The sequence below is a fragment of the Alloalcanivorax profundimaris genome (assembly GCF_015265435.1).
GTDB classification, from domain to species: Bacteria; Pseudomonadota; Gammaproteobacteria; order Pseudomonadales; family Alcanivoracaceae; genus Alloalcanivorax; species Alloalcanivorax profundimaris.
The window spans coordinates 189,351-204,151 of record NZ_JABJWH010000021.1 but is presented as its reverse complement, the minus strand read 5'-3'; the positions used below and the strand labels follow the sequence as shown (position 1 = coordinate 204,151).

The following is a 14,801-nucleotide window of genomic DNA, read 5'->3' as shown; positions in this document are numbered from 1 at the left end:
CTGTGGTTGATGTATACAGGCGGTACGCACACGGTAAGGAGCAGATCATGAGTACGGGTTCCGTGTTTGAAAACAATCGCACCCAGGCGGTCCGTTTGCCGGCGGACTCCCGCTTTCCGAATGGCGTTAAGCGGGTGCGGGTACGCAAGGTCGGCAGGGACCGGATTCTGTCACCGGTGGAGAACACCTGGGACAGTTTTTTCCTGTCCGAGGAGAGTGTCACCGACGACTTTCTGCCCGAACGGGCCTCCCAGGAGCAGCCCGAACGGGAACCCTTGTGATGCTGCGCTATCTGCTTGATACCAACATCGTTATCTATGTGATCAAGCGGCGCCCGATGGAAGTCCTGGAGGTGTTCAATCGCCGCGCGGGGGAGATGGCCATCAGCACCATCACCGAAGCGGAGCTTGTTCACGGTGCCGAAAAAAGCCAGCACCGCGAACATAACCTGCGTCAGGTCGAGGATTTCACGTCCCGCCTTGAGGTGCTGGATTACGGCCGCAAGGCGGCGGCTCACTACGGTGACATCCGCGCGGACCTGGAGCGCAAAGGGACGCCCATCGGCGTTAACGACCTGCACCTTGCCGCCCACGCACGCGGTGAAGGGCTGATCCTGGTCACCAACAATATGCGCGAATTCGAGCGGGTGGCCGGGCTGCGCGTGGAGAATTGGCTTTAGGCGTTGGCCTGCCTACAGCACTCGCCCGGCCAGCCACTGCATGCCCAGCGCCAGGCCCAGCACCGCCCCGCCGACCACCAGGCTGGTGGCCAGCGCATGGCGGCGCCATTGTTCTTCCACCGCCGGCCCGAACTTCCACACCAGCCACGCCAGCCCGTAATAGCGGATGCCCCGGGCGATCAGGGCGGCCAGCACGAACAACGCGATGGGGTAGCCGGACAGCCCGGCGGTGATCATCGCCACCTGAAAGGGAATCGGCAGAATGCCCAGGGTCAGGATGGCGATGAAACCATACTGGTGGAAGAAACTCTGGAAGCCCTGATAGGCGTTCTGCATGCCCATGGCGTCGATGAACCAGGTGCCGAGGGATTGATAGAGCACCATGCCCACCCCGTAACCGAGCAACGATGCCAGCAGGCAGCCGGCGGTGGTGACCGTGGCCAGCCGCCAGATACGCTCGCGGTTGGCGGCCATCAGCGGAATCAGCACCAGTTCGATGGGCACCGGCAGGACGATGGTCTCCAGAAAGGAGAGCACGCCCAGCAGCCACGGCATGTGCCGGGAGCGGTTCAGTCTTTCCAGCCAGCGTTTGGTCCGGTCCGTGGTGGACATGCACAGTCCCTTATTCAGATTGGAAGCCTTCCTGATCGAGAAACCGGCCAGCCTCACGCAGGGCGGGCAGCAGCTGCTGGTCGGCGTAGTCGCAGCCGGTTTGCCCGGGGTCCGTTTGTCCCTGTTTGCGAGCCTGTTCCGGGGTGTGGCCGTTGCCATCAAGCAGCGCCCGTAGCATGGGTTGGTAGCCCGGTTGCCAGGCCCGGAGGTGGGGCAGGCTTTGCCGCAGTGCCGCCAGGATACTCAGGCCGGCGTAGTCCAGGTCGCCCCAGAAAGAGGCGGCATGGTTTGGATCAAGCCAGTGCCGCTGGAAATAGCCGGCGTCGCTGCCGGGCAGATAGGCGAAGCGGGTGTGCTCGCTGTTGAGCCGGGCGGCGCTGGCGCGGAAGCCGCCGCTGTAGAGCAGGGCGGTGTCCGCGGGCGGGTGTTCCACCAGACGCAGGAAACTGTCCTGGTTTTCCACGATCAGAAGTTGCTGGAACCCGGCCGGTGCCCAGGCGGTGAGCAGCAGGGGCCGGGCCGGTATCGCGCTGGCGCGGTCGCCGAACAGGCGCGCCAGCAGGTCGGCGCGGTGGTCGAGAAACTTGGAGTCGCCATGGAAGGCGCGGGCCGAGAGCTCGCGCAGGGTCAGGTCCTGGCCGAGCAAAGTGGGCAGGTTGGCGAAAGCGGCCACCATTTCCTCGGGTGAACGATCGGGCAGGCCTGGCTTGGTGTCCAACAGGGCGGCGCCACCGTCCTGGAAGATCCCGCCATGGTTGCCCACGGCGGCGTGCCATTCAGCGTCCACCGGATTGATCCTCGGGCGCTCCAACCACTCCCTCAACAGCGGCTCGGCGTCGGCGCGCAGGCGCAACTGGGCGTTGTCGTAGCGTTCCTGATGCGGGGCCAGACGCCGGTCGTAGCGAATCTCGAACAGGCCATGGTCGTCGGCCAGACGTTCGATCAGTTGCCAGCGGTACTCGGTGTCTTCACCGAAGGCGAACAGCGCCGGTGTGGTGCTGCGCTTGATGCGCCGGGTGACGTCCCGGGTGCGCGGTTTCTCCAGGCCGTCGAGCAGGGCATGCAGCAATTGCCGCAGCCAGGGTTCGTCGTCGAGCCAGCGCGGCGCCGTCATTACAGATCTTCCATGAAGTCCAGGGCGCCTTGCTGGCGGATCACGCGGCGGTGCTGGTCCCAGAGTTCGGCGACCCGCTCCTGGTGCAGTTGCTGGCGGTCCACCAGGACCCGGGTGGTGAGCTCGCCCACCGGGATCGGGCTGGGCACCTTGCTGAACACGAACTGGTTGCTGATCAGGTCCAGGAAGGGGCCGGCCTTGCTGGTGGGCATGATGAAGATGAGCTGCAGGCCGAGGGTGCGGGTGAGGTAGTCGATCACGCTCTTGGAGCGGTTTTCGTCCATGTGCATGAAGGCTTCGTCGACGATCACCATGCGCAGGTGGCTGTCGCCTTCGTTGAAGCGGAAGGCGCTGGTGATGGCGGCGGCGCGGATGATGTAGGCGGGCGTTTCCAGCTGCCCGCCGGAGCCGGTGCCGTATTGGCTGAGGCTGATCGGGGCCTTGTTTTCCGGGTGCTTGAGGATGTCGTACTGGCGGTAGCGGCGGTAGTCGCTGATCCGTTCCAGTTCGCGCAGGGCCTGTTGTTCGTCGCCGTCCAGCAGCAGGCCGAGCAGCCGGTCGCGGACCTGCTCGGCCTTGGCCGAGAGCGGGGTGTCGAACAGGCTGGCGCCGTCGCCCAGGTTGGGGATATCGATCACTTCCTTGAAGAAGTTCCAGTATTCCTTGTACTCGGGAATCCACTGCCATTCGAAGGAGAAACGTTCCCGGTCGGCGCCGAACTGGTGGTGCTCCAGCTCGCTGTTGAGGCTCTTGAGAATCCGTTCGCCGTCCTTGATGGCCTGGTGGATCTGGCTGCACAGGTCACTGATGAAGGTGGTGTTGAAGGTGGTGCGCAGGTCGGCCAGTTTTTCCTGTTTTTCCAGCAGCACGTTGTTGCGCAACCGGTTGTGCAGGTTGTCCAGCTGCTGGTCGAGGGCGTGCACATGGCCGAAGAAGCCGGGGCCGTGCACGTCCTCGGCGGTGTCGGCGAGCACCTGATCGGCGGGTTGGGCCTGCTGGTTGTAGCGGTCCAGGGTGCGCTGCAGGTCGCCGATGCTTTGCTGCAGCTTGCGGGTCAGCTCCTTGTCTTCCTCGACGAAATCGATGTCGCCGTGGGCCTGTTGCAGCCGCTGGTCCATGGCCTCGATGCGCGGTTCCACGTCGAGCCCGGGCCAGTAGCGGGTGCAGGCGTGCAGGGCGGCTTCGGCGTCGTCCTGTTGTTGCTGGAAGCGGTCGTTCTGGTCCGCCAGTTTGCGGATGGTGGCGCCGCAGGCGTCGAGTTTTTCGCTGAGCTTGCCGTGTTCCTCGGTGAGGATCTTGCGCCGTGCTTCCAGGTCCTGGTGCAGGTCGCGGGCCTGGCGCTGTTTTTCTTCCAGCTCTTCGTGGTCGCTGAGGTCCAGGTCGGCGAGGGCGTTCTCGGTTTCCTGGAGCTGGCGCTGGGCATCCAGCAGCTGGCCGGCGGCGGCGATCCAGTGCAGGGGCTGGAACGCCTGGACCTGATCGTGGAGCTGTTTGACGGCCTGATAGTCCTGGGCGGCGCGCTGGTAGTGCTCTTCCAGCTCCAGGCGTTCGTCGCGCTTGGCGTTCAGGTTGCGTTCCCGGGCACCCTCGCCGAACACCAGCTGGCCGTCGTCCAGGTCGCAGCGGAACAGGGCGTAGTTGCCCGAGCCCAGGCCGTCGGCGGTGATGCCACGGCGGGTGGTGCGCAGGGCATCGGCGTCGTCCACCCGCGCCACGCTGCCGTAGGAGGCTTTCAGATAGTGCTCGGCGGTGCGGTGACTGAAGCGCAGGGCGTGGAACAGGGAGTCGTCCGGCAGGGACAGTTTTTCCGCGTCGCGACGGGCCTGTTCGCCCTGGATCACCCGGGCCCGGTTGCGTTGCTTGCCGGCCAGCCGGCGCACGATACGGATCGCCTCCGCTTCGTATTCCGCTTCCACCAGAATGCCGAAACGGGCGCCGCCAATGTAGCCTTCGATGGCCATCTGCCAGTGCGGGTCGGCCACTTCCACGTGGTCGCACAGCACCCGGGGTTGCGCCTGGGGGCATTCCTGGCGGATCGCCTGCAGGGCGATCTCCACGTCCTGGGGGTAATTCACCCGTCTGGATTCCAGGTTGCGGATCTGGTGTTCGATTTTTTTCTGTTGCTGCTCGAGGGCTTCCAGGGCCTGGCCGCGCTTGCCGACCAGCCGGTCCAGGCGCCGTGCCAGGGAGTCGGTGTCCTGGCCCGGCTGTTCCGGGCGTTCGCCGTGCAGATGCTCGGCGAGCTGGTTGTGCAGTTGCTGCTCGGCGCGCACCCGGGCGAGGCCTTCTTCCAGGGGCGACAGGTCGATCCAGTCCCGGGCCAGCATCTGGTTCAGGTCCGGCAGCGGCGTGTTCTGCTCGGCGATCAGCGCCTTGCTGGTGGCGCGCCAGTGCTTGCTGGCGAAGCCGGGCAGTTCCAGCTCCACGCTGTGGCGGGCCAGCAGGCCGAGGATGTTGCGCAGGGCTTCCAGGTTGCGGGTGCGCTGCTGGTCCTGCTCGAGCAGCGGGCGGGCGCCCTCCCGCAGTTGCCGGCTGAGCTGTTCGTGGCGCTGCTCCAGTTGCTGTTTGTCGCGCAGGGCGGGGATGCCGAGGATGCGTGCCTGCAGTTCCACCAGCTCCTGGTGGGCCTGGTCGAGACGCTGCTGGACCTGTTCCGATTCGTCGCCGTTGCCTTCCTGTTGCTGGCGGAGCCGGTTCTGTTCTTCCTTGTGTTCCAGGTAGTGCCGCTGGTTGCGCCGGAACTGCTGGGCGGCGGCGCCGTAGGCCTGGGTGGTGCGTTCCAGCCAGTGTTCCAGGTAGTTGCCGGCCTGGTCGCGGGCCTGGGCGAGCAGGTCCACGTTGCGGCGCAGGTGCTCCGCTTCCTCGGCCATGCCGTGGACGGTGCGCATCAGGTCACGGATGCGGCGCAGGGTGTCGCCCATGTCGTGGGGTTCGAGCACTTCGCTGGCGACGAACTGGTTGATGGACTCCACCGGTTTGTACGCCATGAAGCGGGCGAAGGTGCGCGCCGCGTTGCGCGCTTCATTGCGTGATACCGCATCGCGTTTGCCGCGCAGGGCGCCGTACAGCCGCGCCAGGTAGGCGCCTTTCTTGTCGTAGGTTTCGACGGCTTTCTTGCCGAACTGGCGGCGCAGCTGGTTGGCGATGTCGGTGATCGGCACGGTGTGCTTGCCGTCCACGTGTTCGTGGACGAAGTCCGACAGGCTCAGCATCTCGCCGGGGACGATCATCAGCAGCAGCTCGTCCTGGCGGGCCTGGGCGCCGGTGCCGGCGCGGTCCAGGTGGGCGCGCACGCCGATCACGGCGGTGAACGGCTCGGCGGTTTCGCCCTTGGTGGGGTGGAACACGCCGGCGATGTAGCCGTCGCTGTCGTAGGGGCGGGCGAAGGCGCCGTCGTCGCAGCCCAGCACGTAGGAGGCCAGGGTGCGCACCTGCTTGCCGCCCCGGCCGCGCTGGGTGGTTTCGTCCTGGCCCGGGTTGTAGGTGAACAGGTTGTCGTGGGCGGCGGTCATCAGGGTCTGCAGGGCGTCGGCGGCGGTGGTCTTGCCGGAGCCGTTGCCGCCGGAGAACAGGTTCACCGGGCCGTATTCCAGCTCGCCGGCGGGCAGGTTGCCCCAGTTCACGGTGATGGAGCGTTTCAGGTACATGGCTGGTCGTCCTCGCGCTCGATCAGGGTGGCCAGCACCGCGTCGGTGACCAGGCTGGTGATGTCCGGGCGGATGGTCACCCAGGCTTCGCCGTCTTCCAGGCCGGCGTCGCCGGCGCCGCGGATCAGGCGCAGCTGGCGCATGCGGCGGAACAGGGCCTCGCGCTCGGTGCGGCCGTCCGGCAGGGGCCGGCCCAGCAGGTTCTTGCTGGCCAGGGTGAGGGCCTCCAGGGGCAGGGTGGCCTGGCCCTGTTCATCGATCTGCCCCTCGCGCAGGGCTTTGTCGTATTCCGCGCGCAGCACCAGCACCAGAGCCACTTCCTGCTGGCCGAGGCGGTGGCGCAGGCCGCCGCCGAGGCCCTCGTCCTGGTCCGCCAGGCCGGGCACCTCGGCGCCGGGCGGGAACAGCCGCAGGGAGGCGAAGCGGTGTTCGTGGTGCAGGCGCACCTGGAGCACGCTCAGGTAGTCTTCCACCAGCTCGGGAATGCGCAGGTAGCGGTCGTACAGCTCCGCTTCCTTCTTGCTTTCGTCACGGCACAGCACGCCGTGGTCGAGCAGGCGGATCATCAGCTCCGAGAACTGCGCCGGGGTGACGCCGTGGGCGTCCAGGGCCTCATTCAGGGCGTGCCGTAGTGTCATCCTGTTCCAGTTCCAGCAGGAAGCCGTCGCGATGCACGAAGTAATGTTCATCGCGGACGACGTCGGTGGGTTCGATGCGCAGCCGGAAGCCGGCGGCGGCGTGGTCGGCGCTGCCCAGTTCAATGACGTGGCTCAGGGCCAGCAGGTCGCGGGCGTTGTTGACCGGCAGGTCGCGGTTGTCGATGCGGCGGCTGGCGCCGAGGGCGTCGCGCAGGTAGTCGCGCAGGGCGCCGCCATTGATGTTGAAGGCCTTTTCCAGCAGTTGTTGGGTGGCCAGGTCGCGCAGGGTATCGCGGTCCGGTTCGTCCAGTTCCACCACCTGGTGGTGCACGGTTCGTTGCGCGCGCTGCTCGCGCGGGCGCACCTGGGCCGGATCCACCAGGCCCAGGTGCAGGCTGGCCAAGGCGTCGCCGGCCTGGCCCAGCCGCCGTGCATAGGTAGCGTCGTCCTGTTCCGACAGGGCCCGGCAGACGCCGACGATGTCGTTGTGTTTCTGGGTGTGCAGGTAGCTGAGCTGGCGAATGATGATGTCGGCGCGCCGGGTGAAGCCCTGCAGGGTGCGGCGCAGGGCGGGCAGCATGATTTCCGAGGCGTTGCGCATGCGCATGTCGATGCTGTCCAGCAGCTGGAACAACACCGAGGCCTCCTGGCTGACCACCAGATCCGGGGCCCGGTGGCGCAGATCCCGTTCCGCCTGGGCCTTCCAGCTTTTCGGCTTTCTCTTGATGCGCTCCACGGCGCTCTGGATGCGATCGCGGTGTTTTTCCACGCTGTCCGCGGACATGCGGATCGCCACGTCCGGCTGGAAGCGCCGTTCCATGAATTCGAAGAACTGATCGCTGGCCTGCTGCACTAGCTGGCGGGCCTCCACCTCCTTGACCAACTCCCGCTTGCGCTCCTCCAGCTCGGCGATGATGTCGGTGAAGTCGGCGATGATGCGCTCGGAATGCTCGTGGGCGTCGAGCAGGTCATAGACCTCGCCCCGCTCCGCGAAGGCGTTCAGCGCATTGAGGGTGTTACGGGTATTGCGGTGGCGGGTGCGCACGCTGCGCCCGTCCACCTCCACCAGGGTCTGGGTGAACAGCCGGCCGGTGCGGCTGAACGGGTAGGTGGATTGGAACGAGGCTTCGTCCTTGTCGCGCTTGAGCCAGCCGTGCTCCACCAGCAGGTTGAGAATCCAGCCGGCCTGTTCCCGGTTGTTGCGGAAGCGCCCGGCGTCGTCGTCGCCTTCCAGCAGCGGCGCCCGCTCCAGGGCCTCGCCGAACACGTCCAGCACCTGGTCGCGCTTGAGGGATTCGCCGTAGTCCGCCTGGCTGCTGTACAGCCGCTCGTGGAGCAGGCGCACGCATTCCACCACCTGTTCGCGGTATTTGCCGGTCAGCGGTTTGAAGAACTGCTCGCGCTCGTCCGTGAAGAACATGATGGCTTGCCGTCGGCCCAAACCGCCTAGTTTAGTCCGGTTGCCGGGGGGCTCCAAGTGCGGTGGCAGGTGTCGCGGCGCTTGAATTGCCAATCGCCCCAGGTGTAAACAAGTGGGCATCAATAGGTACAGATGGGGACGGTGTTGACGGCGTATCGGTATCAGCGGTTGGAGACCTGGCTTTTAAGAGGCATTGAGGAGGGCCGTTGGCGGCTGGGTGAGAAACTGCCTTCGATTCGCACCCTGTGCCGCGAGCACGGGCTGTCAAAAGCCACCGTGCAGCATGCCCTGCGGCGTCTGGAGGCGCGCGGCTTGGTGGAGGCCCGGCCCAAGGCCGGTTATTTCCTCAGCCTGCGCCCCGAGAGCCCGACCACGCCGCGTAGCCGGGCCCGCATCGTCGCGCCCCGTGCCGCCAGCGTCAGCGATCTGCTGCTGGACATCATGGGCCGTGGCGCGGCCTTCGATCTGGTGCCGGACCCGCTGGCGGGCAGCCTGCCGCCCGGGGTGCTGGCACTGAACCGCGCGGTCGGTCGCGCCCTGCGGCGCCGGCGCGGCGGCGGCTACCAGTACTACGACGCGCCCGCCGGTGAGCCGGAATTGCGTGAGCAACTGGCATTGCAGCATGCCCGGCGCGGCTGGCCGGTGGAGCCGGAGCGGCTGTGCGTGACCTCCGGCTGCCAGCATGCGCTGTTCCTGGCGTTGATGGCCTGCTGCGAACGGGGTGATGTGGTGGCGGTGGAGTCGCCGGGGTTCTATGGCGTGCTGCAGTTGCTCGAACAACTGCGGTTGCAGGTGGTGGAAGTCCCGGCCTCGCCGGATACCGGCATGGACATGGATGCCCTGGAACAGGTGTTGGACCGCTGGAAGGTGAAGGCGTGCGTGGTGTCACCGGCCTTCGCCACCCCCGGTGGCGCCTTGATGCCGGAGGCATCCCGGTGCCGACTTCTGGCGCTGGCGGAGCAGCATGATCTGGCGGTGATCGAGGACGACATCTACGCCGAGACCGCCCTGGGCCCGGTGCCGGACCCGCTCAAGGCCCTGGATACCCAGGACCGGGTGATCCTGTGCGGCTCCTTTTCGAAGTGCCTGAGCCGCGACCTGAGGCTGGGCTGGGTGTCCGGTGCCCGCTGGCACGAGCGGGTGCTGCGCCTCAAGCTGGTGACGCAACTGGCCGGCAGCCGCTTCTTGCAGCAGGGCGTGGCGGACTTCATGGCCGACGGCGGGTTCGCCGCCCATCTGCGACGCCAACGGCACGACCTGCGTGTCAACCGCGACCAGTTGATCGACCGGTTGCGGCGCTGGCCCGGCGAGGTGAGGGTGAGCCGCCCTGAAGGCGGCCTGGCGGTCTGGGTGGAACTGGATGTCGGTATCGATACCTTGGCCGCCTATGACCGGGCCCTGGAGCAGGGCGTGGTGATCACCCCGGGGCCGCTGTTCTCCGGTTCCGGCCAGTTCCGCAATTGCCTGCGCATCGGCTTCGCCCACCGCTGGCACCCGGATCGGCTCGTCGCCCTGGAGCGGCTGGCCGACGTGCTGTACGCCGCCTGAGGAAGGCGGGCGGCTATAACTGTCCCTATTGGATTTAAAAAAATTGCGCCTGAACCTATCGTCGGCCGCACGCTACAGTAGCGCCCGGATTCATCGTCATCAGGGGCAGGCCGAGTGTACAACTACGACAGCTTCGACCGGGATCTGGTCCAGGCACGGGTGGCCCAGTTCAGGGATCAGGTGAATCGCCGGCTGAACGGCGAACTCAGCGAAGAGGAGTTTCTGCCGCTGCGGCTGCAGAACGGCGTCTATCTTCAGCGCCACGCCTATATGCTGCGCGTGGCGATTCCCTACGGCACTCTCTCGTCGGATCAGATGCGGGTACTGGCGCGTATCGCCGAGGAATACGACCAGGGCTACGGGCATTTCACCACCCGCCAGAACATCCAGTTCAACTGGGTGGCTCTGGAGCGGGTGCCGGACATCCTGCAGGTGCTGGCGGACCAGGACATGCATGCCATTCAGACCTCCGGCAACTGCGTGCGCAACATCACCACCGAGGCCTTCGCCGGCGTCGCCGCGGATGAGATCACCGATCCCCGGCCGCTGGCCGAGATCATGCGCCAGTGGTCCACCATTAACCCGGAATTCCTGTTCCTGCCGCGCAAGTTCAAGATCGCCATTTCTTCCTCGGCCCAGGACCGGGCCGCCGTGCGCGCGCACGATATTGGGCTGTACTTGTACCGCGATGACGAAGGCGAAATGCTGCTGCGGGTGATGGTGGGCGGCGGCCTTGGCCGCACGCCGATTCTCAACCAGACCATCCGCGAGGGGCTGCCCTGGCGGCACCTGCTGACCTATGTGGAAGCGGTGCTGCGCGTCTACAACCGGTACGGGCGCCGCGACAACAAGTACAAGGCGAGAATCAAGATTCTGGTCAAGGCGTTGGGCGTGGAGGCGTTCGCCGCCGAGGTGGAACGGGAGTGGCGGCAAATTCGCGACGGCGCCGCCGAACTGACCGAGGTGGAATACCAGCGGGTGGCCCGGGATTTCAGCCCGCCGCGCTATGAGCCGCCGGCCGCCCAGGACCCGGCCCACCAGGAGCGGCTCGCCGAAGAGCGGGCCTTCGCCACCTGGGTGAAAAACAATACCCGCGCCCACAAGGTGCCCGGCTACGCCTCGGTGGTGGTGTCCACCAAGCCCGGCGCGGCGGCGCCGCCCGGCGACCTGACCGCCGCGCAGATGCGCGCGGTGGCGGAGCTGGCCGACCTTTACGGTTTCTCCGAAATCCGCGTTACCCACGAACAGAATCTGGTGCTGCCGGACGTGCGTGAGCGGGATCTGTTCGCGCTCTGGTCGGTACTGCGCGAGCACCAGCTGGCGACGCCGAACATCGGTCTGCTCACCGATGTGATCGCCTGCCCCGGTGGTGACTATTGCGCCCTGGCGAACACCCGCTCGTTGCCCGTGGCGCGGGCGATCCAGGAACGTTTCGACGACCTGGATTTCCTCCATGACCTGGGCGAGCTGAGCCTGAATATCTCCGGCTGCGTCAACGCCTGTGGTCACCACCACATCGGCAATATCGGCATCCTCGGCGTGAACAAGAACGACGAGGAGTTCTTTCAGATCACCATCGGTGGGGCGCAAGGGCGGGACAGTGCCCTGGGCAAGGTGATCGGTCGCGCCTTCCGGGTGGACGAGGTGCCGGACGCCATCGGCCGGCTGCTGGACACCTATCTGGCCCGCCGCGAGCAGGACGAGCCGTTCGCGGAAGCCGTGCAGCGTCTCGGCCTGGTGCCGTTCAAGGAAAGCGTTTACGGCCCGGAGCGCCAGCGGGAGAGCGCCGGATGAAAAACACCCTTGGCTTGCTTCAGGGCGTCGCCACGCCGCTTCACGATGATCCCTGGTACCTGGACGAGGAGGGCGATGCCCCCTACGCGGTGCTGGGCTGGCCCCGCTGGCAAACACGAGTGGAGCTGGAAGGGGCGGACCCGTCCCTCCACGGCGTGCTGCTCGAACCGGACGACGACCCGGAAGCAGTGCGCGCGGAGATCGCCCGCATCCCGCTGATCGCTCTGCGGTTTCCCAGCTTTCGTGACGGCCGCGCCTACAGCCAGGCGAGCCTGCTGAGAAGCCGCTATGGCTTTCAGGGCGATCTGCGCGCGGTGGGCGATGTGCTGCGGGATCAGTTGGCGCTGATGCGCCATTGTGGCTTCTCGTCGTTCGCCGTGCGCGAGGACAAATGCCTCACCGACGCCATCAAGGGGTTGGCGGATTTCGAGCGCGTTTACGCGCGCTCGGTGGCCCAACCCGAGCCCCGCTTCCGCCGCTCCGAGGGCGGCGGTTGAATCCACCTTCATGATTGAGTCAGGAGCGCCTATGGCCGGCAATTCCAGTAACGACGACTCTCAGTCCGCGCCGCAGGAGCGGAAAAAAGCCAGCCTTCTGGACGTGTGCCAGGGGGTACTGGCGGGACTGTTCGGCGTGCAGAGCCAGAAAAAACGCGAGCGGGATTTTCAAAGTGGCAGGGGCAGTGACTACCTGCTGATCTACGCGCTGATGGTGGTCGGCCTGGTGATCGGCGTGATGGCGGTGGTCGCCATGGTGGTGCCCTAGGGACGGCGGTCTTACCCGGCCGTTACGTTTCGCCAACAAGAAGGGAACGATGGCGGCCCGGGCTTAAGCATGGTCGTCATCTTTCTCATCTAGCCTGGGTTCAACCTGTACCTGGATGGTTGAACCATGACGATCTCCCGACGCGATGTTCTGCAATTGATGTTCCTGGGCGGCGGTGGCGCCGCCCTGGCCGCCTGCGGGGGCGGCTCTTCATCCTCCGGCGGTGGCGCCGGCGGTGGCGGCGAGACGCCCAACACGCCGGGCGACGGGGGCGGCACCCCGACTCCGCCGCCGGAACCGCCACCGGTGGCCCGGGAGTTGCCGTTGCGGGCCGGGCCCCTGTCCGGCATCGGTCCGCTGGTGGACTCCGGCGTGGATGGGGTGATGATCCCGGAGGGCTTCTCCCTGCGTCTGGTGGCCACTGCTGGCCGGCAGCCGGTGCCGGGGGGGCCGCTGTTCCTGTGGCACCCGCTGCCGGACGGCGGCGCGGTCTTCCCCATGGCGGATGGCGGCTGGGTGTACGTGTCCAACAGCGAATTCGTGCCCGGCGGCGTCGGGGCGTTGCGCTTCGGCGCCGACGGCGAGCTGGTGGATGCCTACCCGATCCTCAAGAACACCCTGATCAACTGCGCCGGCGGCGCCACGCCCTGGGGCACCTGGTTGTCCTGCGAGGAGATCGAGAACGGCCAGGTCCATGAATGCGACCCGCGCGGCACGCCCCGCCAGGCCCAGGCGCACCCGGCCATGGGGCGCTTCAAGCACGAGGCCGCCGCCGTGGACATGGCCACCGCTTCGGTGTTCATGACCGAGGACGAGGGCGACGGCCGCCTGTACCGCTTCCGCTCCGCCGGCCGGGTCAGCGCCATCAACGGCGGCGAGGGGCTGGATCTGGACAATGGCGTGCTGCAGGTGCTGGAAGTGGAGGGCTTCGAGAAGGGTGCCTACATGGAGGACCTGGAAAGCGCCCGCGAGATCCGCCGGGTGAACTGGGTGGACGTCCAGTCCCCGGACGAGCCCCAGAGCCGGGTGCGCTCGCGGATCCAGGACGGCACCGGCCAGGGCGCCCCGGGCACCCGCTTCAAGGGCGGCGAGGGCATCTGGATCCAGTACTGGCCGGAGGGCGAGCGGGACACCGTGTCCGGCTTCGAGCATCCACTGCGCGCCGTGGTGTTCTTCGCCTGCAAGGGCGACAACCGGGTCCATGCCCTGGACGTGGACAATGACCTGATCGAGGTGGTGTTCGACAACGAGCAGTTGATCACCGCCGGCGAGGACAAGTTCGACGACGTGGACAACCTGGTGGTGAGCCCCATGGGCGACGTGGTGGTGGCCGAGGACGGCGAGGCCATGCGCCTGATGGTGATGGTGCCCAACCAGGCGGCGAAAATCCTGCTGCAGGTGCCCGGCGGCGGCAGCGAACTCACCGGCCCGGCGTTCACGCCGGACGGCTCGCGGCTGTACTTCAGTTCCCAGCGAGCGCCGTCCGGGGCCACCGGCATTCTGCCCCTGGGGCGCACCTACGAGCTCACCGTGCCGGCGTCGTTCCGCGTCTGACCGGGCTTTGGTCGTTGCATCGCACCGGCCTTGTGCCTAGGCTTTCCGGTCCGGCACACCGAGAGAGATTGCGACGATGGCATTCAAGGTCTATGTGGACGGTCAGGAAGGCACCACCGGGTTGCGCCTGTTCGACTATCTGGAAACGCGCGACGACATCGAGCTGCTGCGCATCGACAGCGCTCTGCGCAAGGACCCGGCGGAGCGCGCGCGGCTGCTTAACGCCGCCGACGTGGCTTTCCTGTGCCTGCCGGACGCGGCGTCCCGGGAGGCCGCCGAGATGGTGGACAACCCGGACACCTGCCTGATCGACGCCAGCACCGCCTTCCGGGTGGCGGACGACTGGGTGTACGGCCTGCCGGAGCTCCAGCCCGGCCAGCGCGAGGCGATCCGCGCCAGCAAGCGCATCGCCAACGTGGGCTGCCACGCCAGCGCCTTCATCCTGGCGGTGCGGCCGCTGGTGGACGCCGGCCTGCTGCCGGCGGACTACCCGCTCAGCGCCACCTCCATCACCGGCTACAGCGGCGGTGGCAAGAACATGATCGCCGATTACGACGCCGACACCGAAGGGCGTTTGAGCGCCCCCCGTCCCTACGCGCTAGGGCTGGCCCACAAGCACCTGCCGGAAATGCAACGCTATGCCGGTTTGGCGGCGGCGCCGGTGTTCGTGCCCACGGTGGGCCCGTTCCTGAAAGGCCTGGCGGTGACCGTGCCGCTGCACCTGTCGCACCTGAAGGCGGGCACCGACGCGGACACCCTGTACCAGGCCTTCAAGGAGCGCTACGCCGGCGAGCCATTCGTCACCGTGCACGGGCCGGACGATCCGGACGCCCTGGATGGCGGCTTCTTCGACGTGCAAGGCAGCAACGACACCAACCGGGTGGAGCTGTTCCTGTTCGGCAACGGCGAACGCCAGTGCGTGGTGGCCCGGCTCGACAACCTGGGCAAGGGCGCCGCCGGCGCCGCCGTGCAGAACATGAACGTGCACCTGGGCCTGGACGAGACCGCCGGCCTGACGGTCTGATCCGCC

Annotated in this window: 13 protein-coding genes; 8 read left to right on the top strand and 5 right to left on the bottom strand. The window is 67.0% G+C overall.

The window, feature by feature from the left end:
- Positions 1–47 precede the first annotated feature (47 nt).
- Together vapB and vapC are read left to right on the top strand one after the other, a co-directional pair.
- Positions 48–281, top strand: a complete 234-nt coding sequence (gene vapB, locus HMJ39_RS13275) for a type II toxin-antitoxin system VapB family antitoxin (protein WP_161384996.1) — start codon at positions 48–50, stop codon at positions 279–281.
- On the top strand, positions 281–679 hold the full coding sequence (gene vapC / locus HMJ39_RS13270; RefSeq protein ID WP_194297693.1) for a type II toxin-antitoxin system tRNA(fMet)-specific endonuclease VapC: 399 nt from the start codon (positions 281–283) through the stop codon (positions 677–679). Before vapB ends, vapC begins: the two co-directional genes overlap by 1 nt.
- A gap of 12 nt (positions 680–691) precedes the next feature.
- On the opposite strand, the gene HMJ39_RS13265 is transcribed toward vapC, so the two are convergent.
- The 5 genes from HMJ39_RS13265 to HMJ39_RS13245 are packed head-to-tail and all read right to left on the bottom strand — an operon-like array spanning position 692 to position 8,110.
- Positions 692–1,291: a YqaA family protein gene (locus tag HMJ39_RS13265; protein WP_194297692.1), complete on the bottom strand. Its 600-nt coding sequence runs from the start codon at positions 1,289–1,291 to the stop codon at positions 692–694.
- Positions 1,292–1,301: 10 nt separating this feature from the next.
- Positions 1,302–2,405 (bottom strand): Wadjet anti-phage system protein JetD domain-containing protein, encoded by a 1,104-nt coding sequence (locus HMJ39_RS13260; protein ID WP_194297691.1) that lies wholly within the window; start codon positions 2,403–2,405, stop codon positions 1,302–1,304.
- The gene (locus tag HMJ39_RS13255) at positions 2,405–6,052 is read right to left on the bottom strand and encodes an ATP-binding protein (protein WP_194297690.1); all 3,648 of its coding nucleotides are present in this window, start codon (positions 6,050–6,052) and stop codon (positions 2,405–2,407) included. Before HMJ39_RS13255 ends, HMJ39_RS13260 begins: the two co-directional genes overlap by 1 nt.
- Positions 6,043–6,690, bottom strand: a complete 648-nt coding sequence (locus HMJ39_RS13250) for a DUF4194 domain-containing protein (RefSeq protein WP_194297689.1) — start codon at positions 6,688–6,690, stop codon at positions 6,043–6,045. The genes HMJ39_RS13255 and HMJ39_RS13250 overlap by 10 nt, the downstream gene beginning before the upstream one ends.
- Entirely contained in the window at positions 6,665–8,110 is a 1,446-nt protein-coding gene (locus tag HMJ39_RS13245) for a Wadjet anti-phage system protein JetA family protein (protein ID WP_194297688.1), read from the bottom strand. The genes HMJ39_RS13250 and HMJ39_RS13245 overlap by 26 nt, the downstream gene beginning before the upstream one ends.
- 168 nt (positions 8,111–8,278) lie before the next feature.
- Here HMJ39_RS13245 and HMJ39_RS13240 point away from each other — a divergent pair, with 168 nt between their 5' ends.
- The 6 genes from HMJ39_RS13240 (at position 8,279) to argC (ending at position 14,795) form a co-directional block, all read left to right on the top strand.
- The gene (locus tag HMJ39_RS13240; RefSeq protein WP_256245175.1) at positions 8,279–9,658 is read left to right on the top strand and encodes an aminotransferase-like domain-containing protein; all 1,380 of its coding nucleotides are present in this window, start codon (positions 8,279–8,281) and stop codon (positions 9,656–9,658) included.
- A gap of 114 nt (positions 9,659–9,772) precedes the next feature.
- Positions 9,773–11,452, top strand: coding sequence for a nitrite/sulfite reductase (locus HMJ39_RS13235; RefSeq protein ID WP_194297686.1), 1,680 nt, complete (start codon positions 9,773–9,775; stop codon positions 11,450–11,452).
- Entirely contained in the window at positions 11,449–11,949 is a 501-nt protein-coding gene (locus tag HMJ39_RS13230) for a DUF934 domain-containing protein (protein ID WP_194297685.1), read from the top strand. The genes HMJ39_RS13235 and HMJ39_RS13230 overlap by 4 nt, the downstream gene beginning before the upstream one ends.
- Before the next feature lie 31 nt (positions 11,950–11,980).
- A complete protein-coding gene (locus HMJ39_RS13225; protein WP_194297684.1) occupies positions 11,981–12,217 on the top strand; it encodes a DUF2970 domain-containing protein in 237 nt (78 codons plus the stop codon).
- Between the two features lie 126 nt (positions 12,218–12,343).
- A complete protein-coding gene (locus HMJ39_RS13220; RefSeq protein WP_194297683.1) occupies positions 12,344–13,771 on the top strand; it encodes an alkaline phosphatase PhoX in 1,428 nt (475 codons plus the stop codon).
- 76 nt (positions 13,772–13,847) lie between these two features.
- A complete protein-coding gene (argC, locus tag HMJ39_RS13215) occupies positions 13,848–14,795 on the top strand; it encodes an N-acetyl-gamma-glutamyl-phosphate reductase (protein WP_194297682.1) in 948 nt (315 codons plus the stop codon).
- The last annotated feature ends 6 nt before the right edge of the window (positions 14,796–14,801 follow it).

Coding starts and splice junctions, on each gene's coding strand:
- vapB (WP_161384996.1), top strand. CDS start 48: ATGAGTACGGGTTCCGTGTTTGAAAACAATCGCACCCAGGCGGTCCGT.
- vapC (WP_194297693.1), top strand. CDS start 281: ATGCTGCGCTATCTGCTTGATACCAACATCGTTATCTATGTGATCAAG.
- HMJ39_RS13265 (WP_194297692.1), bottom strand. CDS start 1,291: ATGTCCACCACGGACCGGACCAAACGCTGGCTGGAAAGACTGAACCGC.
- HMJ39_RS13260 (WP_194297691.1), bottom strand. CDS start 2,405: ATGACGGCGCCGCGCTGGCTCGACGACGAACCCTGGCTGCGGCAATTG.
- HMJ39_RS13255 (WP_194297690.1), bottom strand. CDS start 6,052: ATGTACCTGAAACGCTCCATCACCGTGAACTGGGGCAACCTGCCCGCC.
- HMJ39_RS13250 (WP_194297689.1), bottom strand. CDS start 6,690: ATGACACTACGGCACGCCCTGAATGAGGCCCTGGACGCCCACGGCGTC.
- HMJ39_RS13245 (WP_194297688.1), bottom strand. CDS start 8,110: ATGTTCTTCACGGACGAGCGCGAGCAGTTCTTCAAACCGCTGACCGGC.
- HMJ39_RS13230 (WP_194297685.1), top strand. CDS start 11,449: ATGAAAAACACCCTTGGCTTGCTTCAGGGCGTCGCCACGCCGCTTCAC.
- HMJ39_RS13225 (WP_194297684.1), top strand. CDS start 11,981: ATGGCCGGCAATTCCAGTAACGACGACTCTCAGTCCGCGCCGCAGGAG.
- HMJ39_RS13220 (WP_194297683.1), top strand. CDS start 12,344: ATGACGATCTCCCGACGCGATGTTCTGCAATTGATGTTCCTGGGCGGC.
- argC (WP_194297682.1), top strand. CDS start 13,848: ATGGCATTCAAGGTCTATGTGGACGGTCAGGAAGGCACCACCGGGTTG.